Below are 19,127 nucleotides of genomic sequence, written 5' to 3'. Positions count from 1 at the left end.
GGTGGTGGTGGTGGAGGTGGCGCGACCGGGGCTGCCTCCGGCGCGGACGCGACGGTCGTTTCCCGTTCCGCCAGCAGGGCCGGCTCCTGGAACCAGCTATGTTTGCACGCCGCGCAGCGAACCTGGCGACCGTTGGGGCCGACCGCACTGTCCGGCACGACATAGCGCGTCGCGCAATTGGGGCACACCAGTATCATTTCGCTTCATAATCACGCCAGGGACTCGCGCGCAAGCGGCAACAAGCGGCACGGCGACATCCTGCGACTCGCGGCTTTGCGCGGGCGGGCTTTACGACGGCCCGCCCGCTGTGCCATGGCTTGGATATCGGGGACGCAGGGAGCGCGGCGGCGCGATTTTTCAGTCTATGTCGGCCATCGTCCAGTTCGAAAATGTCGGCCTGCGCTATGGCCTCGATAGCGAAACGCTCTCCGACGTCAGCTTCTCGCTCGCCAGCGGCGGCTTCTACTTCCTGACCGGCGCATCCGGCGCGGGCAAGACATCGCTCCTGAAACTGCTCTATCTGGCGCAGCGGCCCAGCCGCGGCGTCATCCGCCTGTTCGGCGAGGATGTGGTGACGCTGCCGCGCAAGCGCTTGCCGGGCTTCCGCCGCCGCATCGGCGTGGTTTTCCAGGACTTCCGGCTCGTCCCCCATCTGTCCGCTTATGACAATATCGCCTTGCCGCTGCGCGTCGCCGGCATGGAAGAAGGGGAAATCGACGCTCCTGTCGCGGAAATGCTGAACTGGGTCGGCTTGGGGGACCGGGGGCAGGCGCGGCCCGCGACGCTGTCGGGCGGGGAGCAGCAGCGCGTCGCCATCGCCCGGGCGGTGATCGGCCGGCCCGAGATATTGGTGGCGGACGAGCCGACCGGGAATGTCGACGCAGAAATGGCCAGGCGGCTGCTGACCTTGTTCGAGGCGCTCAACCGCCTTGGCACTACCATCGTCGTCGCCACCCACGATCTGCCCCTGATCGCGCAGGTGTCCGGCGCGCAGATGATGCGGCTCGACAAGGGCAGACTGGCCGATCCCACAGGGACGCTGCGCTATCCGCCGCGCTCGCAGGAGCGTGGATCGTGACCGGCCGTGCCGGTCGCAGGACGGCCGCCGCCGCGCGCTATCGTCTGCTTCCGGAAGGCCGCGTGGCCGGCCCCATGCCCTGGATCATCGGCATCATGATGTTCCTGACCGTCCTGTCGGCGGCCGCCGCACTGGCCATGGGGGCTGCGGTGCGGTCGATGAGCGCCGACCTCGCTGGCCGCGCCAGCGTCCAGGTGGTGGAGGCGGACGCGCAAGCACGAACCCGCCTCGCGACGGCGGCGCTGGGCCTGTTGCGCAGCAACCGGCACGTCCGGTCCGCCGATCCGGTCGATCCGGCGACGCTGGCCGATCAGTTGCGTCCCTGGCTCGGCGATGCCGCGACCAGTGGCGACTTGCCCGTGCCTGCGCTGATCGACCTGACGCTGACGCCCGAAGACGCGGAGGGAAAGATCGCGGACCTGCGGCGGCGTCTGGGCGGCCTGTCTCCCAAATTGCGGATCGAGCCGCATGCGGCCTTTCTCGCGCCGCTTGCGGGCCTTTTGAGTGCCCTGGGCTGGCTTGCAGTCGGCGTTGTCGCGCTGATGGCGCTGGCCACGGGCGCGGTGGTCGTGCTGGCGGCGCGCGGCGCGCATGACAGCCATCGGGGGACCATCGACGTGCTGCACCTGATGGGATCGACCGACGTCCAGATCGCGCGCCTGTTCCAGCGGCGGATCGGTCTCGACGCCCTCTTCGGCAGCGCTCTGGGCTTCGCCTTCGCCGTGCTGGTCATCATCCTCATCGGGCTGCGGCTTTCGGCCGCCGGTTCCGACCTGCTTGGCGCTGTAGAGATCGACACGCGCGGCTGGGCGCTGCTCGCGCTGTTGCCGCTGCTGGGTGTCTGCCTCGCGATGCTGACTGCGCGTTGGACCGTGTTGCGGGCGTTGGGGCGGGCTCTGTGATCGTCCGTCTCGCCGCCGTCGCCTTGCTCGCCTGGATGCTGGGCTTCGCCTGGTTCGCGATTCTTCTGCCGCAGCCGCTCGACGGGCGCGAGACCGACGCCATCGTCGTGCTGACCGGCGGCGCGGGACGGATCGATCGCGGCCTTTCCCTGCTGGAGGACGGCGCGGCCAAGCGGATGCTGATTTCTGGCGTCGACCGTTCGGTGCGTGCGGGCGAGTTGGCTGCGGAATATAAGGCGCCCGAGCGGCTCTTTACCTGTTGCATCACCCTGGGCCGGGAGGCGATCGACACCCGTTCCAACGCGATCGAGACGGCCCGCTGGCTCGACCGGCGCGCCTATCGCACCGTGCGCCTCATCACCACCGACTGGCACATGCGTCGCGCCGCGCTCGAACTGCGGCAGGCGCTGCCCGCACGCGTCACCATCGTCTATGACGCGGTGCCAAGCCGTCCCAGCTTTTCCGTGCTGCTGCGTGAATATAATAAATATCTGCTTCGCCGCGCTGCCGCGCTGATCGGCGTCTGACAGGATCTGGCATATGGTCACGGCGCTCCGTTCCCTGCTTTTCATGCTGATATTCTACGGAGGGAGCCTCAGCTTCGTGCTGACGGCGATGCTCTTTGGATGGGTTGCGCCCACGGCGGTGCAGCGGATCGCCACTGCCTGGAGCCGCTTTCATCGCGGCTGCGCCCGCTGGCTGCTGGGGCAGAAGGTGGTGGTGGAAGGCGAACTGCCCCGTGGGCCGTATCTTTACATCGTCAAGCATGAATCGATGTTCGAGACGATCGATATGCTGTGCCTGTTCGACCGCCCGGCGATCGGCGCGAAGCGCGAACTGTTCGACATTCCGCTCTGGGGCGGGATCGCGCGGCGATACGGCCTGATCCCTATCGAGCGCACGGCCGGGGCAAGCGCCCTGCGCGCCTTGCGCGCGGCGGCGAAGGAGGCGACGGCGGAGGGGCGCGCCATCTGCCTTTTCCCGGAAGGGACGCGCGTCCCCCACGGAGAATGCCCGCCGCTCAAGGCGGGCTTTGCCGGCCTCTACAGCCTGTTGCGTCTGCCGGTCGTGCCGATCGCGATCGACAGCGGCCGGGTTTCGCCGCGAGGCCGCTTCCTGAAACGCGCAGGCATCATCACCTACAAGGTGGGCGAGATGATCCCCCCCGGCCTCGATCGCAAGGATGCGGAGACGCGCGTCCACGCCGCCATCAACGCCCTCAACCCCTGAACGCCCCTTGCGCTCAGTGCGATCGGCCGAAGTCCGGCTTGGCGTCGTCCTGCCCCTCTTCGATGATCGACCGACGGATGGCGCGGGTGCGGGTGAAGAGCGAGAAGAGCGCGTCGCCGTCATTCCAGCGGATCGCCCGCTGAAGCGCCGACAAATCCTCCGAGAAGCGTTGCAGCATTTCGAGTACCGCATCCTTGTTCGCCAGGAACACGTCGCGCCACATGGTGGGATCGGACGCGGCGATGCGGGTGAAATCGCGGAAGCCGCCGGCCGAATATTTGATGACTTCGCTGCGGGTCACATCTTCCAGATCGCTGGCCGTGCCGACGATGGTATAGGCGATAAGGTGGGGCAGGTGGCTGGTCACCGCCAGCACCAGATCATGGTGCGCCGGCTCCATCGTCTCGACCTGCGCGCCCAGCCGCCGCCACAGTTCGGCGACCCGTTCCACCGCAGCCGGATCGGCATCCTGCGGCGGAGTGACGATCGACCAGCGGCCCTTGAACAACGTGGCGAAGCCGGCTTCGGGGCCGCTGTTTTCCGTGCCGGCGACGGGGTGCGCGGGGACGATGCTGTGGTGCGGCAGCGCGGCGCTCAACTGTGCCAGCACGTCCGCCTTGCAGGACCCGACGTCGCTGACGATGGCGTCGGCTGGCAGGTCGTCGGCGATCTCGGCGGCGGCCGCGCCCATTGCGCGGACGGGCACGCACAGGATGACGAGGTCAGCGTCCGTCACGGAAGCGGCGGCCGTGTCGGTGATGTCGTCGCACAGGTCTATGCGACGCGCAATGTCCCGCACGGCCGGGTCCGCGTCATGACCCGTGACCCGCACCGTCGGCATTTCGGCGCGGATCGCGCGGCAGAGCGAGGAGCCGATCAACCCAAGGCCGATGATGGTGATGCGGGAAAATGGCAGCATCGCGTCAGGCTGCCTCCGCCATGGCGCGCAGCTTCGCGGCGACGGCGCGGGTCTGATCCTCCGTGCCGATGGTGATGCGCAGGCCGTTGGGCAGGCCCTGTCCCGGCAGCCAGCGGGTGGCGAAGCCTTCGTCCCACAGCCCCTTCATCGCCGCTTCGGCGGTCAGCGCGCCGTCGAACAGGATGAGCAGGAAGTTGGTCTTGCTGGGAACGGCGCGCAGGCCATGGTTGGACAGGGAGGCGATCTCGCCCGCCAGCCAGTCGCGCCAGCGCGCATTATGGGCGCGGCTCTGTTCGACCCAGGCCGTGTCGGCGATGGCTGCGATGGCTGCCGCCTGACCGGCAGTCGTCACGTTGAACGGCGCGCGGATGCGGTGGAGCATGTCGATGACATGGGCCGGGCCGTAGCCCCAGCCGATCCGTTCGGCCGCCAGCCCGTAGATTTTGGAGAAGGTGCGCGTGACGAGGACGTTGGACGCGGTCTGCGCCAGCTCCAGCCCGCCATCATCCTCGTCAGCGTCCAGATATTCGGCATAGGCCTGATCCAGCACGAACAGGATGTCAGGGCGCAGCCCGGCGTGGAGCCGCGCGATTTCGGCGCGCGACGTCATCGTGCCGGTCGGATTGTTGGGATTGGCGAGGAATACGACCTTTGTCCGGTCGGTCACTGCGGCGAGCAGCGCGTCGACATCGGTCGCATAGTCGCGGTCGGGCGCGATCACCGGCGTCGCGCCGACGCGCCGGGCGGCAATGTCGTAAACGGAAAAGCCGTAGCGGACATACAGTATCTCATCCCCCGGCCCTGCATAGGCGGAGGCGGCGAGGTGCAGCAGTTCGTCGGAGCCGGTGCCGTAGATGACGCGCGCGGGATCGAGACCGTGCGCCGCGCCGATCGCTTCCCGCAACGCCGTGGCGGACGGATCGGGATAGGTGGCCATGTCGGCAGTCGCGGCAAGGAAGGCGTCGCGCGCAGCCTGTCCGGTGCCGAGCGGATTCTCATTGGCGCTGAGCTTGATGAGCCGGCGGCCGTCATCCGCGGCGGCCTTGCCGGGGACATAGGGGGAAATGCCGAGAATCCAGTCCTTGGGAGCGGGTTTGAGAGCAAGATCTGTCATGGCCGGGGCTTTAGCGAGTTCGGGGAAAAAGGCAAAGTCGGCGGAGCATTGCGGACCGCCGCCGAAGTTCACACCGTTGGCGACGCTTTTCCGCCGAAAACGTCCGCGACGCGCTCGCGACGCGTTCCCCACGCTTCCCCGACGCCTCACCGAAGCGTTCCCCACGCTTCTCTTCCTATGGCCGGTCGGCGTGGCGATCAGGGGCCTTCCCTAGACGACGGGCGTCAGCAGCGGCCGTCCTTCGAAATGCGCTTCGAGATTGGCAAGCACGAGATCGGCCATCGCCTTGCGCGTGTGGCGGGTGGCGCTGCCCTGATGCGGCTGCACCACCACCTGGTCCATGGCGAGCAGGGCGGCGGGCACATGGGGTTCGTTGGCGAAAACGTCGAGCCCTGCGCCTGCGATGCGCCCGTCCGCGAGCGCGGCGACCAGCGCAGCCTCATCCACCACGCTGCCCCGGCTGATGTTCACCAGCAGGCCGTCCGGCCCGAGCGCGTCGAGCATCGCGCGGTCCACCAGTTGCGCCGCTTCGGGCCCGCCCGAGGTCGCGACCATGATGACGTCGCACTGCCGGGCGAAGTCGATGCGGTCGGCGACATAGCGATAGGGCGCGTCCGTCATTTCCCGGCGATTATGATAGAGGATCTCGCCGGCCACGGGCTCCAGCCGTTTTGCGATGGCGCGGCCGATGCGGCCGAGGCCCAATATGCCGATGCGCGACCCTGTCACCCGGCCCGACAGGGCAGGCGTTTCGCCGCGCGCCCAGGCACCCGATCGCACCAGCCGGTCGTTGGCGGCGATATTGCGTGCGGTGGCGTAGAGCAGCCCCACGGCGAGGTCGGCCGTGTCGTCTGTCAGCACGTCGGGCGTGTTGGTGACCCGGATGCCCTTCGCGCGGGCATGATCGACGTCCACCTTGTCATAGCCGACCGAGAAGAGGGCGATCATTTCCAGCTTCGGCAGGGCGTCCATGATCGCGGCGGGCGCGCCGACCGACCCGAAGCTGACCAGCGCGCGCGATTGCAGCATATCGTCTGGCAGGGCGGACAGGTCGGCGTCCGCCGGCAGGCGATGGAGCGTGAAGCGGCGGGCCAGTTCCCCTTCCAGATAGGGGTTAAGATGGCCGTAGCCGAGGACGGGCGGCTTATGGGTCGGCAGGGGGATGTTGGTCATAGCGTGGATGTAGCCGCCGGCGCCTCATGATGCCAGATTGACAGGCGCGCGCGCGGGTCCTAGCCCCGCGCGATCATGGCGAGCCTCCCTTCAAGCGAAGACAGCCGTTTCGGCCTGCGCCGGCAGGCGCGCCTGACCGCGCCGCTGCGGCTGTCGAGCGGGGCGACCCTTGGCCCGGTCGATATCGCCTATGAAACCTACGGGGCGATGAATGCGGACAGATCCAACGTCATCCTGATCTGCCATGCACTGACCGGCGACCAATATGTCGCGTCCGATCATCCCGTCACCGGCAAGCCCGGCTGGTGGTGGCGGTTGGTGGGAGAAGGCAAGCCGGTCGACCCCGCCCGCCATTTCATCATCTGTTCCAACGTGATCGGCAGCTGCATGGGGTCGTCCGGCCCGGCCAGCATCGACCCGGTGACGGGCGATCCCTTCGCCATGCGCTTCCCGGTGCTGACCATCGCCGACATGGTGCGCGCCCAGGCGGCGCTGCTCGATCATCTGGGGGTCGAGAGGCTGAAGGCAGTGATCGGCGGATCGATGGGCGGGATGCAGGCGTTGACCTGGCCCACCCTGTTTCCCGATCGCGTGGAAAGCTGCGTCGTGATCGCCTCCACCGCGCGGCACAGCGCGCAGAACATTGCCTTCCACGAAGTCGGACGGCAGGCGATCATGGCCGATCCCAACTGGCGCGGCGGCGATTATTATGCGGACGGACAAGCGCCGGTCGCGGGCCTTTCGGTCGCGCGGATGGCGGCGCACATCACCTATCTGTCCGAAGCCGGCCTTACCGAGAAATTCGGCCGCCGCCTGCAGGCGCGCGACGCCAAGACCTTCGGATTTGACGCGGATTTCCAGGTGGAAAGCTATTTGCGCCATCAGGGGTTGAGCTTCACCGACCGGTTTGACGCCAACTCCTATCTCTATATTACCCGCGCGATGGATTATTATGACATTGCCGACGATCATGGCGGCTCGCTGGCGACGGCATTCACGGCAACGAAGGCGCGCTTCTGCCTCGTCAGCTTCGATACCGACTGGCTCTATCCCACCACGGAATCGCGGATCATCGTCCATGCGCTCAACGCCAGCGGCGCGCAGGCGAGCTTCGTCGAACTGTCCAGCCCGTTCGGCCATGACGCCTTCCTGCTGGAATGCCCGGAGCTGAACCGCGTGGTGGACGGCTTCCTGCGCGGCGGGCGGGCATGAGCGCGGGGCTGCGTCCCGACCTGGCGCTGATCGCCCGCACCGTACGGCCGGGCGCGCGGGTGCTGGACGTGGGTTGTGGCGACGGCGCGCTGATGGCGGCGCTGCGCGACAATGCGGGGGCGGACGCGCGCGGCCTGGAAATCGACGGGTCCAATGTCGCGGCCGCCGTGGCGCGCGGGCTTTCCGTGGTTCAGGGGGACGCGGACACCGACCTTGGCTATTATCCCGACGCCAGTTTCGACTATGCGATATTGAGCCAGACGCTCCAGACGACGCGGCGGCCGGACCGGGTGGTGGAAGAATTGCTGCGCATCGGGGCGCAGGCGTTCGTGTCCTTTCCCAATTTCGCGCACTGGCGCGGGCGATTGTCGCTGATGTGGGGCGGGCGGATGCCGGTGACGCGGCTGCTGCCCGACACATGGTATGACACGCTCAATATCCACCATGTCACCGTCGACGATTTCCGCGCGCTGGTGAAGGATCGGGGCTGGCACATCGACGGGCAGTGGTTCCTGAAGGGCGACCGAGAGACCACCCATGCGAACGCGAACCTGTTCGCCGAACATGCGGTGTTCCTGCTGCGGAAATAGGCAACGTCAGGAGCGCGGCGCGACGCGCAGGCCAAAGACCGCCCGGTCAAGCGGCGTCGCCCGGCGGCGAAGCAGGTCGGGGTGGGAGCGGCCGACGCCATCGGTCAGCGCCGCGGCGTAAACCGGACGTTCGGGCGTGCCGGGCTTCGCGACCGCGCGCATCAGTTGTTCCACCGCCACCGGTTCATCGAAGGCGACGCCGAAATAGCGATCGGAAACCCAGGCGACGCGCGCGCCGATCTCTATGCCGCCCCGGGACAGCAGGACGGTCGTGCCCACAGGCGGCGCCTTGCCCTCGATCTTCGCGCCACCTTCGGACAGGTCGCGGATGCGCACCGTCTGCATCGATGCGCTCGGTTGCTGGCTGTCCATCGCGGCGTCGATGAAAACGCTCGATCTCTTGGGGCGTGGGGGCCGGTCCGTCATGTGTATCGCCTTGGCTTCGACATGATAACGCATGGACCGATCGGAGGTTTCCTCCACCGCGTCAAGCCAGCGCCGACAGCCTCTGTCCGATCTGGCGCAATTCCTCCACGAATCGGTCGCGTTCCTCGGCGCGCCGCGCTTCGTCGGGCAGGCGGAGCAGATAGCTGGGGTGCACCGTCACCCAGCCTTCCGCGCCGTTTTCCAATGGGATGGCTGCGCCCCGGCTGCGGCCGATGGTCACAGCCTTGCCCAGCATCGCGCGAGCGGCGGAGGCGCCGAGCGCGACGATGAGGCGGGGGCGGACAAGGTCGATTTCCTGCCCCAGCCACCAGCGGCAAGCCTGAATCTCGCCAGCGTCGGGCGACTGGTGCAGCCGCCGCTTGCCGCGCCGTTCGAACTTGAAATGCTTGACGGCATTGGTGACGTAGGCGGCGGCGCGATCGACGCCTGCTTCCGCCAGCGCCTGATCAAACAACTGGCCGGCGGGACCGACGAAGGGACGGCCGGCCACGTCCTCCTGATCGCCGGGCTGTTCGCCGATGAAGAAGAGGGGCGCGTCGATCGGACCTTCGCCGAACACGGTCTGGGTCGCGTCCCGGTGGAGCGGGCAGCGGGTGCATGCCATCGCCTCGTCCCGGATCGCGGCCCAGACGGTAGCGGCATTGTCCGACCGGGCTGGCGGCTTTTCGGCCTTGGCTGGCTTGCGCGGCTTTTCCGGCAAGGGCGCGCTTGCGATCATGGCCGCCTCTCGCGCTTGCGCCCCGGCGATGAGGTCGGGGATGAGCGCGGCTTCGGGCAGGTTGCGCCAATATTTCCTGGGCATTTCCGACAGCATCGCGCCGGTCTTGAGCCTGGCCGGGTTGAAGATCGCGGCATAATAGCCCTTCCACAAAGCCTCGACCGGATCGCCTTCCGGCGCGTCGGCGCGGCTTGCGCCCGGTCCTTCGCTCAACGTCTGGCCGTCCCAATGGATGCTGATGTCCGGGGTCAGGATCGACCAGCGCATCGTCGCGAAACGGCGGACGAAGAAGCCGGCATTGGCGCGCACGATATGATGGTCGGGCTCGAACCAGGCGACGAACCGGGCGTCGCCTTCCTCTTCCACCTCGCGGAAGCGGACGAAGGCGCGCATCTTGTGGATGTCGCGGCGCACGGCCTTGGCCAATATGTCGACGCGGCGGAGAAGCGGATCCGCCTTGTCCTCCATCGCGCCCGGACGGTCGCGCACCTGCACCAGCAGCGCATATAGCAGCGCGAACCGTTCGGGGTCGCTGTGGAGGATCGCGGTTTCGGCAAGATCGACGAAGGCGCGCGGGACGGAGAAAGCGGCGCGCAGCGGTTCGGGCGGCAGCGTATCGCCGCCGAACAGGTCTGCAGGCGCGTCGCCCACCTGCCAATGCACGTCGGCGGGATCGACGCCCGCCACCGCCAGCCGCCGCGCCGCCGCGCGCCATCCGTCGAAATCATCGGGGGCGGCGAGGGCGACGCGGTGCATGGCGGCCGGCGGGGCGGAGGTCAGTCCTCCGCCTGCGCGCGTTCCAGTTCGGCAGGCTTGCGCTCGGCGAAGCGTTCGCCCAGCGTCCGCTCTTCCTCGCCGGTCAGATCCTTGGCGGCATCGGGGAACATTTCATCTTCCTCCTCCTCGATGTGGTGGAGGTAGCGCTTCTTGAGCTGGGCGAAGGTTTCGCGCCATTCCTGGCCGTTGAATGCCTGCTCCTCCATCTCCTCGAGATAATCCTCGATCTCCTTGTGCTCGGACACGCTGTGCTGGGCGTCCTCGCGCAGGTCGGGGCGGGCGAGCATGGTGGCGTAGAGCGTTTCCTCCTCGGCGGCGGCATGCGCCTTCACTTCGACCTTGAACTGGTCGAACAGCTTTTCCAGGCGGTCGGCATCGTCCTTCGCCTCGTCCATCTTGGCGAAGAGCTGGCGGTGGCTGTCATGATCCTGCTTGAGGCGATCGAAGATGGTGGCGTCGGCCATGGTGGTTCCTCCTTGTTCCAGCAAGGCAGAACGTGGGCGCGCGCAATTGGGTCCGCGCCTACCCGAAGAGGAAGCGGTAGATAATGCCGACGGGGATCCAGAGGAGCGCGCCTATCAGGCTGGCGGCCCAGAGCTGCACGACGTCGCGGCGGAAGCGCAAGGTCAGTCCGCCCTGCGACAGGCCGCCCTGTTCCAGCATCTGCCAGCGATGTTCCAGCCCGCGCGCGGCGACGGCAAAGCCCGCGATCGCGATGATGATGCCCAGGTGCAGGACGAGCGAGCCGCCCATCTTCGCGACGATGCCGATTTGCAGGAGGCAAAAGACGACCAGCGCAGCGGCAAGGTGCGAACTGATGCGTTTGGCGAAGCTCTTGCGCGAATGCGCGCTGTTGCCGAGTGCGGTCGCCAAGACCCCAACCTCCTTCAAAAGACCCTGAGGAGAGAATTTCACGAGTCGGCGCGGCGATCAACCCGAAAATGACGTTTATGTGAAGAGGTCGAGCTGGCGCGCGGGCGGCGCGAGCCGCGCGCGCAGGTCGGCGCGGTCGGTCAGCGCCAGCGGACGCCAGTCGGCGGCGATCAGGAAGGGCCGCAGCTTGCGGATGGAGGTCGTGAGCCGCGCGACGTCGTCCAGCCGCAACCGGCGATGGCGCCGGCTCAGCAGGATGCGGTCGACCGCCTTGACGCCAAGGCCGGGCACGCGCAGCAGCGCTTCGCGCGGGGCGCGGTTCACGTCGACCGGGAAGGCCGCGCGGTGGTTCAGCGCCCAGGCAAGCTTGGGATCGATGTCGAGCGGCAGGCAGCCGGTCGCCTGGTCCGTCGCCGCCGCGATTTCGCCCGCGTCATAGCCATAGAATCGGATCATCCAGTCGGACTGGTAAAGCCGGTGCTCGCGCATCAGCGGGGGGCGCTTGAGCGGCAGCACGGCGCTGGGCGAAGGGATGGGCGAGAAGGCGCTGTAATAGACGCGGCGGAGGCGATGCCGGTCGTAGAGCGTGCTGGCGCGCGCGATGATGGCGCGGTCGTCGGCCGCGTCCGCCCCCACGATCATCTGCGTCGACTGGCCGGCGGGGGCGAAGCGGGGGGCGTGGCGATATTTGCGCTTGGCGTCCCGCTTGTCCTCGATCTCGCTCTTGAGCTGGCCCATCGCGCCCTCGATCCGGCCGCCATCCTTTTCCGGCGCGAGACGCTTGAGCCCGCTTTCGGTCGGCAGCTCGACATTGATGGAGAGGCGGTCGGCGTAGAGGCCGGCAAGGTTGAGCAGTTGGGGGTCGGCGTCCGGTATGGTCTTGAGGTGGATATAGCCGCGGAAATCATTATCCTCCCGCAGCGATCGCGCCACTTCGACCAGCTGTTCCATCGTATAGTCGGAGGAGCGGATGATCCCCGATGAAAGGAACAGACCCTCAATATAGTTGCGGCGATAGAAGTTGAGCGTGAGGTCCACCACTTCACCTGCGGTAAAGCGGGCGCGGCGCACGTCGCTCGACCGGCGATTGATGCAATAATGGCAGTCGAAGATGCAGCTGTTGGTCAGCAGGATCTTGAGCAGGGAGATGCAACGACCGTCGGGCGCATAGGCGTGGCAGATGCCCATCCCTTCGGTCGATCCGATGCCCTTGCCGCCCCTGCTGTCGCGCTTTGCCGTGCCCGACGATGCGCAGGACGCGTCATATTTGGCTGCGTCGGCCAGGATTTCCAGCTTTTGCCGGGTGGACAGCTGCGTCATTCGTTCCTGATATGTTCAATCTCCGCCGCTGTCCATGATCTGCATCAAGCCTGACTCTTGAGGCAGGTCATTCGCCTTCCATGGGCCGCTGGGGCGGGTCGGCCTGCGCCGCGTCCCCGTCCAAGACCTGCCGCACCTTGATCGCCAGCTGGTCCAGCGTGAACGGCTTGGGCAGGAAGGCGAGGCCGGGGTCCAGCATGCCGTTATGGACGATGGCGTTGCGGGTATATCCGGTCGTGTAGAGGATTTTGAGGCCGGGCCGCTGCGCCTGCGCGCGGTCGGCAAGCTGGCGGCCGTTGATGCCGGGCATGACGATGTCGGTGAACAGCATGTCGATGCGCGGCTGGATCGTCAGCATCTCCAGCGCCTGCTCACCGTCCGACGCCTGCACCACGGTATAGCCGAGTTCGCGCAGCGAATCGACGGACATGTGGCGAACCCGTTCCTCATCCTCCACCACCAGGACGATTTCCTCGTCGCGCGCCCGCGGCAGGCTGTCGGACGCAGGGGCGGCATAGCCGGCGCCAAGGTCCGCGCCATAATGGCGGGGCAGGTAGATTTTGATGGTCGTGCCTTCGTCCGGCTCCGAATAGATTTTGACATGCCCGTGCGATTGCTTGACGAAGCCGAACACCTGGCTGAGGCCCAGCCCGGTACCCTTGCCCACCCCCTTGGTCGTGAAGAAAGGGTCGAAAGCGCGCTCCACGACATGCGGCGGCATGCCGGTGCCGGTGTCCGTCACGGACACCATCACATATTGGCCGGGCGAAACATCCGCATGGGCGGCGGCATAGGCATCGTCGAGATGCGCGTTACCGGTTTCGATCGTCAGATGGCCGCCGCCGGGCATCGCGTCCCGCGCGTTGACGCACAGGTTCAGGATCGCGCTTTCCAGCTGATTGGCATCGATGCTGGCGCGCCAGAGGCCGCCGGCGAGCACGGATTCGACGCGCACATCCTCCCCGATCGTGCGACGCAGCAGTTCGGACATGCCGCCCACCAGCTTGTTGACGTCGGTCGGTTGCGGGTCGAGCGGCTGCTGCCGGGAAAAGGCGAGCAGGCGCGCGGTGAGCTGCGCGGCGCGTTGCGCGCCCTCCGCCGCATTGTCGATGCCGCGGGCGATGCGCGGATCGCCATCCTCGCCCAGCCGCCGTTTCGCCATGTCGAGCGACCCGATGACGATGGCGAGCATATTATTGAAATCATGCGCAATGCCGCCGGTCAGCTGGCCGATGGATTCCATTTTCTGCACCTGGCGGAGTTGCGCCTGCGCGGCTTCGCGCTCTTCCGCTTCCGCAATCAGTCGATCATTGGCGGCCTGGAGCGCCTCGCGGCTTTCCACCGCCTCCATGACGCGCCGCCGGGCGTTGCGCAGCGCCATCAGCCCCAGGATGATGACAAGGGCCGCGCTGAGCAGCAGGCCGGCCGTGACCATGGCGCTCAACCGCCCCGCCTCCATGGACCTGTTGCGCAGCAGGTGCTCCTCGCGCGCCTTCATCCGTGCGATTTCGGCGCGGATGCCCGACATCAGCACCAGCCCCTGCAACAGCACGGTGGTATCGGGTGGCCGCCCTGCACGGCGAGCCTCTATGTTGGTCTGGAGCCGCTGCACGCGCCGATCGATCAGCGCCGCCACTTTTTCGAGCGAGCGGAGTTGGTCGGGATTGTCGCTGATGTCCTCCTGGAGATCGCGCACCTCATCGCGCCAGGTTGCGCGGAATTCCTCGTAGGATCCGAGAAAATCGTCCTTACGCGTCAGGAGGAAGCCGCGCTGCGCGCTTTCCGCCGCCTGCGCGCGGGACAGCAGCATGGACAGCCGATTTTCCACCCGCAGGGTGTGGCGCACCCAGGCCGTTTCCGTCTGCTGACCGGTGTAGAGCCAAAACGTGCCGCCCACCGCGATCATCACGACCGCGAGGGCAAGCAACAGGACAATGACGGACCGTTCAGGACGCAGGGCAGGCATGGCGCAACGTCATGAGTCATTCGCTGCCCAAGGGCAAGCGACTTGTCGTTGATTTACCAGCCAAAAGGCGGCTGGATCGGCCGTCAGCCGATAAGGCCGAACAAGCAGGCGGCGCTGGCGGCCCAAAGGCTGACGCTAAACGCCAACGCAAGCGGCAGTGCCCGCATCACGCCGGAAATATCTTCGTACCGATGATCGAAATCGCCTTGTGCAGAACCGGCGCGACCCAGAACAGCCATTCAACTCTCCTAAATTTACACTTTTATGCAAATAGTTATCCCGAAGTACGACGTCCGTATCAGATTTGCGCCGGCTGCACCAGAAAAATCGGCGGATTTACAGGCATTTCGGTGGTTAATGGCGTGTCTGGCTTTGCTGCGGTGCAGCGACGACATGCCTTGTCAATCAGACGAAGCGAGGCCATCACCCCCGCCATGACATGGCATTTCTGGATCGATCGGGGTGGCACCTTCACCGACGTCGTGGCGCGCGATCCCGCCAGACGCCTGCATTGTGTCAAGTTGCTGTCCAGCGACCCGGAACGATACGCCGACGCCGCGGTCGAAGCGGTCCGCCGGCTGACCGGCGCGAAGGCCGGGCCGGTCCCGCCCAGTTCCCTTCGCATCGGCACAACAATCGCGACCAACGCGCTGCTGGAACGCAAGGGCGAACCGGTGCTGCTGGCGATCAGCCGGGGGTTCCGCGACGCCATCCGCATCGGCACCCAGGAGCGACCGGAGCTGTTCGCCCGTGCCATCGACCTGCCAGCGCCGCTGCATGCGGATGTCGTGGAGATCGACGAGCGGGTGACGGCGGATGGACGCGTGCGGCTGCCGCTGGACGATCATGCCGCGCGCGCCGCGCTGCAGGCCGCCTACGATCGCGGGCTCCGGGCCGTGGCGGTCGCGCTGATGCACGGTTACCGGCATCCCGATCATGAACGCCGGGTCGGCGCGATCGCGGCGGAGATCGGCTTCACGCAGATCAGCCTCAGCCATGAAGTCGCGCCCCTCATCAAACTGGTCGGGCGGGCCGATACCAGCCTGGCCGACGCCTATCTCTCCCCCGTGCTGCGCGCTTATGTCGACGGGCTGCGGCGCGCGCTGGGCGAAGGGGCGGACATGCTGTTCATGCAATCCAACGGCGGTCTGACCGAGGGCGGCCTGTTCCGGGGGAAGGATGCGGTGCTGTCCGGCCCGGCGGGCGGGATCGTGGGTCTGGCCCGCACGAGCGCGCAGGCTGGCTTCAACCGGGTCATCGGCTTCGACATGGGCGGCACCTCCACCGACGTGTCGCATTATGCCGGCGCTTACGAGCGCGACAATGAAGCGAAGATCGCGGGCGTGCGGTTGCGCGCGCCGATGATGCGCATCCACACGATCGCGGCGGGCGGCGGGTCTGTCTGCGCATTCGAGGACGGCCGGTTCCGGGTCGGGCCGGACAGCGCCGGCGCGGTGCCCGGCCCCGCCTGCTACCGGCGCGGCGGGCCGCTGACCATCACCGATTGCAACCTGATCCTGGGCAAGATCCAGCCCGCCTTCTTCCCCAGCCTGTTCGGGCCGGACGGGGACCAGCCGCTCGACCGGGCAGAGGCGGAGGCACGGATCGCCAGGATTTGCGCGCAGGTGAAGGCCGAAACGGGGCGAGCCATCACCCCGCAGGAGGCAGCGCAGGGCTTCATCGCCGTCGCCGTCGCCAGCATGGCCAACGCGATCAAGCGCATATCGGTGGCGCGGGGACATGATGTGGCGCGCTATACGCTGGCGAGCTTCGGCGGAGCGGGTGGGCAACATGCCTGCCTGGTGGCAGACGCGCTGGGGATGGACCGGGTGATGATCCATCCGCTGGGCGGGGTGCTGTCGGCCTATGGCATGGGGCTGGCCGATCGCCGGGCGGTGCGGGAACGGACGCTGGCCCTGCCGCTGGAAGCCGGGGATGCGCTTGCTGAGGCGGTGGCGGCTCTGGCGCGGGAGGCGAGGGCCGACCTGCCGGACGCGGACCGGACCGAAACGCTGTTGCGGCTGCGGTACGAGGGCACGGACAGCCTGTTCGACGTGCCGCTGGCCGACATCGCCGCGATGCGCGCCGGCTTCCTGGCCCAGCACAGCGCGCGGTTCGGCTTCGCTGGCAAGGGCGCGATCCTGATCGACTTGGCGCGGGTGGAGGCGATCGCCGCCAATGGCGAGGATATGAGCGGGCTGGTCGACATCGCGGATCGGGCCGCGCCGCCGCTGGCCCATGTCGATTATGCCGGGCAGGACGCACCGGTGTTCGACCGTTCGGGGCTGGCGGCCGACAGCGTCGTCGACGGGCCGGCGCTTATCATCGACCCTGTCTCCACCACGGCGGTCGAGCCAGGCTGGCGCGCGCGGCTGGACGGCCACGGCAATCTGATCCTGACCCGCCACGCTGCCCGCGCCAAGCCGGACGGCGCGCTGGACGGCGCGGTCGATCCGGTGCGGCTGGAGGTGATGGGCGGGCTGTTCATGGCGATCGCCGAGGAGATGGGGGCCGCGCTCCAGCACAGCGCCTCATCCGTCAACATTCGCGAACGGCTGGATTTTTCCTGCGCCCTGTTCGATGCCGCCGGCAACCTGGTGGCCAATGCGCCGCACATGCCCGTCCATCTGGGCAGCATGGGCGAGAGCATCCGCGCGATCCTGCGCCGCCGGGGGCCGGGCGCGGACGGCGCGCCGGTCGACGGACGCGGCATGAAGCCGGGGGACGTCTATGCGCTCAACGCACCCTATGACGGGGGCACGCACCTTCCCGACCTGACGGTGGTGATGCCGGTCTTCGTCGAAGGGGACGCGCCGTCCTTCTATGTCGCGGCGCGGGGCCATCATGCCGATATCGGCGGGATCACGCCCGGATCGATGCCGCCCGGCAGCGTCAGCGTCGAGGAAGAGGGCATCCTGTTCGACAACTGGCTGCTGGTGGAGGCGGGGACGCTGCGCGAGGAAGCGACCCGCGCCCTGCTGGCGTCTGGCCGCTGGCCCGCGCGCAACATCGACCAGAATATCGCCGACCTGTCCGCGCAGATCGCGGCCTGCGCCAAGGGGGCGAGCGAATTGCAGCGGATCAGCGCGGAATATGGCGCGGACATGGTCGCTGCCTATATGGGCCATGTGCAGGATCAGGCCGAAGCCGCCGTCCGCCGCCTGATCGGCAGCCTGCGCAACGGGCGTTTTGCCTACGCGATGGACAATGGCGCGACCGTGCATGTCGCGGTTTCGATCGACCCGGCGGCGCGCGCCGCGACCATCGACTTTACCGGCACGTCCGATCAACTGCCCAACAATTTCAACGCGCCCGCCTCCATCGTGCGTGCGGCGGTGCTTTATGTCGTGCGTACCCTGATCGACGAGGCGGTGCCGATGAATGACGGCTGCCTCAAGCCCGTGACCATCGTCGTGCCCGAAGGATCGATGCTGCGGCCGCGCCATCCCGCCGCGGTGGTCGCCGGCAATGTCGAAACCAGCCAGGTGGTGACGGACGCGCTGTTTGGCGCGCTGGGCGTCATGGCCGGGGCGCAGGGCACGATGAACAATTTCACCTTCGGCAACGCCCGCCATCAATATTATGAGACGATCGCGGGCGGCGCTGGGGCGGGGCCGGATCATGACGGCGCCAGCGTGGTGCAGACCCATATGACCAACAGCCGCCTGACCGACCCCGAAATCCTCGAAAGCCGGTTTCCCGTGCTGGTGGAGGAATTTTCGGTGCGCGCAGGGTCTGGAGGCGCAGGCCGCCACCGGGGCGGAGACGGCGCGGTGCGGCGCATCCGGTTCCTGGAGGACATGACCGCCGGCATCCTGTCCAACCGGCGGATCGTGCCGCCTTTCGGGCTGGACGGTGGCGCGCCCGGCGCTGTCGGACGCAACCGGGTGGAGCGGTCGGACGGGACGGTGGAGCCGCTTGGTCCCACCGCCACGGCGCAACTGCGCGCCGGCGACGCCTTCGTCATCGAAACGCCGGGGGGCGGGGGCTTCGGCGCGGCCTGACGCCGCCCGCTTCGAAAATGCGCTAGTCCTTCCAGCTCGGATCGATGCGGTCGATCGTCCGCACCATCGCCTGGAAGTCGGGAACGCCGGGCCCGGTCGGCAGCTGGACGCCGCTGAGGTCGCGCTGGTGCACGGCGATGACCTCGGGCGGGATGTTCATCGGCGTTCCCGCGGCGCCGGCCGCCACCTGAATCTCGCAAGCGCGCTGGAGCAGCCAATGTTTCAGGAAGGCTTCGGGCAGGGTTGGGGCCATCACCAGCGTGCCATGATTGCGCAGCAGCATGACGCGCCTGTCGCCCAGATTGGCGATCAGCCTTTCGCCTTCCTCCGGCCGGATCGTCACGCCCTCGAAATCATGGTGCGCGATCCGGCCGATGAAGGCGGCGGCGTAGAAGCTGATCGGACGCAATCCTTCCGCACAGGCGCTGACCGCCATGCCCGCAGTGGTGTGGGTATGGATGATGCAATGCGCGTCGGGCAGATGACGGTGGAAGACGCTGTGCTGGGTGAAGCCGGCGCGGTTGACCGGATAGGGGCTGCCGTCCAGCACGTGCCCGTCAACGTCGATCTTGACGAGGTTGGACGCGCGTACTTCGGCATAGCTGAGGCCAAAGGGGTTGATGAGAAAGGCGTGATCTTCCCCCGGCACGCGCACGGTGATGTGATTGTAGATGAGTTCGGACCAGCCCATATGATCGAAGATGCGGTAGCAGGCGGCGAGCTGCTGGCGGGCTTCCCATTCGGCGGGGGTCATGTCGGGGCGTTTGGCGGCAGTGGCCATGGCGATCCTTCTCCTGTATCTTT

20 protein-coding genes are annotated in these 19,127 nt (G+C 67.4%); 7 read left to right on the top strand and 13 right to left on the bottom strand.

Going from position 1 to position 19,127, the window contains the following annotated elements; genetic code table 11:
- A partial coding sequence (locus tag AX724_RS22520; RefSeq protein WP_197421437.1) for a zinc-ribbon domain-containing protein occupies positions 1–197 on the bottom strand: 197 nt, incomplete at its 3' end.
- A gap of 167 nt (positions 198–364) precedes the next feature.
- On the opposite strand from AX724_RS22520, the gene ftsE reads away from it, so the two are divergent.
- From ftsE to AX724_RS00570, 4 genes are read left to right on the top strand one after another with little or no spacing between them, the layout of a single operon-like run.
- Complete coding sequence (ftsE, locus tag AX724_RS00585; RefSeq protein WP_066762319.1) at positions 365–1,078, top strand: cell division ATP-binding protein FtsE; 714 nt, start codon at positions 365–367, stop codon at positions 1,076–1,078.
- Positions 1,075–1,980, top strand: coding sequence for a cell division protein FtsX (locus AX724_RS00580; protein ID WP_066762316.1), 906 nt, complete (start codon positions 1,075–1,077; stop codon positions 1,978–1,980). Before ftsE ends, AX724_RS00580 begins: the two co-directional genes overlap by 4 nt.
- The gene (locus tag AX724_RS00575; protein WP_066762315.1) at positions 1,977–2,507 is read left to right on the top strand and encodes a YdcF family protein; all 531 of its coding nucleotides are present in this window, start codon (positions 1,977–1,979) and stop codon (positions 2,505–2,507) included. The genes AX724_RS00580 and AX724_RS00575 overlap by 4 nt, the downstream gene beginning before the upstream one ends.
- A gap of 13 nt (positions 2,508–2,520) precedes the next feature.
- A complete protein-coding gene (locus tag AX724_RS00570; protein WP_066762312.1) occupies positions 2,521–3,210 on the top strand; it encodes a lysophospholipid acyltransferase family protein in 690 nt (229 codons plus the stop codon).
- A gap of 13 nt (positions 3,211–3,223) precedes the next feature.
- On the opposite strand, the gene AX724_RS00565 is transcribed toward AX724_RS00570, so the two are convergent.
- The 3 genes from AX724_RS00565 to AX724_RS00555 all read right to left on the bottom strand — a co-directional run bounded on the left by AX724_RS00565 (position 3,224) and on the right by AX724_RS00555 (position 6,416).
- Positions 3,224–4,129, bottom strand: coding sequence for a prephenate/arogenate dehydrogenase family protein (locus AX724_RS00565; RefSeq protein WP_066762309.1), 906 nt, complete (start codon positions 4,127–4,129; stop codon positions 3,224–3,226).
- 4 nt (positions 4,130–4,133) lie between these two features.
- On the bottom strand, positions 4,134–5,243 hold the full coding sequence (gene hisC, locus AX724_RS00560; protein ID WP_066762362.1) for a histidinol-phosphate transaminase: 1,110 nt from the start codon (positions 5,241–5,243) through the stop codon (positions 4,134–4,136).
- A 210-nt stretch (positions 5,244–5,453) separates the two neighbouring features.
- Positions 5,454–6,416 (bottom strand): 2-hydroxyacid dehydrogenase, encoded by a 963-nt coding sequence (locus AX724_RS00555; protein ID WP_066762306.1) that lies wholly within the window; start codon positions 6,414–6,416, stop codon positions 5,454–5,456.
- A gap of 75 nt (positions 6,417–6,491) precedes the next feature.
- Here AX724_RS00555 and metX point away from each other — a divergent pair, with 75 nt between their 5' ends.
- Together metX and metW are read left to right on the top strand one after the other, a co-directional pair.
- Positions 6,492–7,628: a homoserine O-acetyltransferase MetX gene (gene metX, locus AX724_RS00550; RefSeq protein ID WP_066762304.1), complete on the top strand. Its 1,137-nt coding sequence runs from the start codon at positions 6,492–6,494 to the stop codon at positions 7,626–7,628.
- Complete coding sequence (metW, locus tag AX724_RS00545; RefSeq protein ID WP_066762303.1) at positions 7,625–8,218, top strand: methionine biosynthesis protein MetW; 594 nt, start codon at positions 7,625–7,627, stop codon at positions 8,216–8,218. The genes metX and metW overlap by 4 nt, the downstream gene beginning before the upstream one ends.
- A 6-nt stretch (positions 8,219–8,224) precedes the next feature.
- Here metW and AX724_RS00540 read toward each other — a convergent pair whose 3' ends face one another.
- The 8 genes from AX724_RS00540 to AX724_RS23835 all read right to left on the bottom strand — a co-directional run bounded on the left by AX724_RS00540 (position 8,225) and on the right by AX724_RS23835 (position 14,755).
- Positions 8,225–8,644, bottom strand: a complete 420-nt coding sequence (locus AX724_RS00540; protein WP_197421436.1) for a PilZ domain-containing protein — start codon at positions 8,642–8,644, stop codon at positions 8,225–8,227.
- Positions 8,645–8,705: 61 nt separating this feature from the next.
- A complete protein-coding gene (locus AX724_RS00535; RefSeq protein ID WP_066762300.1) occupies positions 8,706–10,139 on the bottom strand; it encodes a UdgX family uracil-DNA binding protein in 1,434 nt (477 codons plus the stop codon).
- Between the two features lie 20 nt (positions 10,140–10,159).
- A complete protein-coding gene (locus tag AX724_RS00530; protein ID WP_066762299.1) occupies positions 10,160–10,624 on the bottom strand; it encodes a hemerythrin domain-containing protein in 465 nt (154 codons plus the stop codon).
- Positions 10,625–10,682: 58 nt separating this feature from the next.
- Positions 10,683–11,033 carry a hypothetical protein gene (locus tag AX724_RS00525; RefSeq protein WP_066762298.1) on the bottom strand — a complete coding sequence of 117 codons (351 nt, stop codon included), beginning with the start codon at positions 11,031–11,033 and terminating at the stop codon, positions 10,683–10,685.
- A gap of 75 nt (positions 11,034–11,108) precedes the next feature.
- Complete coding sequence (locus AX724_RS00520) at positions 11,109–12,353, bottom strand: putative DNA modification/repair radical SAM protein (protein ID WP_066762296.1); 1,245 nt, start codon at positions 12,351–12,353, stop codon at positions 11,109–11,111.
- A gap of 67 nt (positions 12,354–12,420) precedes the next feature.
- Positions 12,421–14,319, bottom strand: coding sequence for a CHASE3 domain-containing protein (locus AX724_RS00515; protein WP_066762293.1), 1,899 nt, complete (start codon positions 14,317–14,319; stop codon positions 12,421–12,423).
- Positions 14,320–14,402: 83 nt separating this feature from the next.
- Complete coding sequence (locus tag AX724_RS23215) at positions 14,403–14,558, bottom strand: hypothetical protein (protein ID WP_156447961.1); 156 nt, start codon at positions 14,556–14,558, stop codon at positions 14,403–14,405.
- 59 nt (positions 14,559–14,617) lie between these two features.
- Positions 14,618–14,755 (bottom strand): hypothetical protein, encoded by a 138-nt coding sequence (locus AX724_RS23835; protein ID WP_197421435.1) that lies wholly within the window; start codon positions 14,753–14,755, stop codon positions 14,618–14,620.
- Here AX724_RS23835 and AX724_RS00510 point away from each other — a divergent pair.
- Positions 14,754–18,323, top strand: coding sequence for a hydantoinase B/oxoprolinase family protein (locus AX724_RS00510; RefSeq protein WP_066762290.1), 3,570 nt, complete (start codon positions 14,754–14,756; stop codon positions 18,321–18,323). The genes AX724_RS23835 and AX724_RS00510 overlap by 2 nt on opposite strands.
- Before the next feature lie 22 nt (positions 18,324–18,345).
- Here AX724_RS00510 and AX724_RS00505 read toward each other — a convergent pair whose 3' ends face one another.
- Positions 18,346–19,104, bottom strand: coding sequence for a class II aldolase/adducin family protein (locus AX724_RS00505; protein WP_066762281.1), 759 nt, complete (start codon positions 19,102–19,104; stop codon positions 18,346–18,348).
- Positions 19,105–19,127 lie beyond the last annotated feature (23 nt).

The sequence above is a fragment of the Sphingobium sp. CCH11-B1 genome (assembly GCF_001556865.1).
Classification (GTDB): Bacteria; Pseudomonadota; Alphaproteobacteria; order Sphingomonadales; family Sphingomonadaceae; genus Sphingobium.
The sequence above is the reverse complement of the archived record's forward strand: the minus strand, read 5'-3'. Positions and strand labels throughout refer to the sequence as shown.

What these genes read in the sequence shown, in the direction of transcription:
- AX724_RS00520 (WP_066762296.1), bottom strand. Translation starts at nt 12,353, where the DNA reads ATGACGCAGCTGTCCACCCGGCAAAAGCTGGAAATCCTGGCCGACGCA.
- AX724_RS00530 (WP_066762299.1), bottom strand. Translation starts at nt 10,624, where the DNA reads ATGGCCGACGCCACCATCTTCGATCGCCTCAAGCAGGATCATGACAGC.
- AX724_RS23215 (WP_156447961.1), bottom strand. Translation starts at nt 14,558, where the DNA reads ATGGCTGTTCTGGGTCGCGCCGGTTCTGCACAAGGCGATTTCGATCAT.
- AX724_RS00535 (WP_066762300.1), bottom strand. Translation starts at nt 10,139, where the DNA reads ATGCACCGCGTCGCCCTCGCCGCCCCCGATGATTTCGACGGATGGCGC.
- AX724_RS23835 (WP_197421435.1), bottom strand. Translation starts at nt 14,755, where the DNA reads ATGGCGGGGGTGATGGCCTCGCTTCGTCTGATTGACAAGGCATGTCGT.
- AX724_RS00515 (WP_066762293.1), bottom strand. Translation starts at nt 14,319, where the DNA reads ATGCCTGCCCTGCGTCCTGAACGGTCCGTCATTGTCCTGTTGCTTGCC.
- ftsE (WP_066762319.1), top strand. Translation starts at nt 365, where the DNA reads ATGTCGGCCATCGTCCAGTTCGAAAATGTCGGCCTGCGCTATGGCCTC.
- AX724_RS00565 (WP_066762309.1), bottom strand. Translation starts at nt 4,129, where the DNA reads ATGCTGCCATTTTCCCGCATCACCATCATCGGCCTTGGGTTGATCGGC.
- AX724_RS00505 (WP_066762281.1), bottom strand. Translation starts at nt 19,104, where the DNA reads ATGGCCACTGCCGCCAAACGCCCCGACATGACCCCCGCCGAATGGGAA.
- AX724_RS00570 (WP_066762312.1), top strand. Translation starts at nt 2,521, where the DNA reads ATGGTCACGGCGCTCCGTTCCCTGCTTTTCATGCTGATATTCTACGGA.
- metW (WP_066762303.1), top strand. Translation starts at nt 7,625, where the DNA reads ATGAGCGCGGGGCTGCGTCCCGACCTGGCGCTGATCGCCCGCACCGTA.
- AX724_RS00555 (WP_066762306.1), bottom strand. Translation starts at nt 6,416, where the DNA reads ATGACCAACATCCCCCTGCCGACCCATAAGCCGCCCGTCCTCGGCTAC.
- AX724_RS00540 (WP_197421436.1), bottom strand. Translation starts at nt 8,644, where the DNA reads ATGACGGACCGGCCCCCACGCCCCAAGAGATCGAGCGTTTTCATCGAC.
- metX (WP_066762304.1), top strand. Translation starts at nt 6,492, where the DNA reads ATGGCGAGCCTCCCTTCAAGCGAAGACAGCCGTTTCGGCCTGCGCCGG.
- AX724_RS00510 (WP_066762290.1), top strand. Translation starts at nt 14,754, where the DNA reads ATGACATGGCATTTCTGGATCGATCGGGGTGGCACCTTCACCGACGTC.
- hisC (WP_066762362.1), bottom strand. Translation starts at nt 5,243, where the DNA reads ATGACAGATCTTGCTCTCAAACCCGCTCCCAAGGACTGGATTCTCGGC.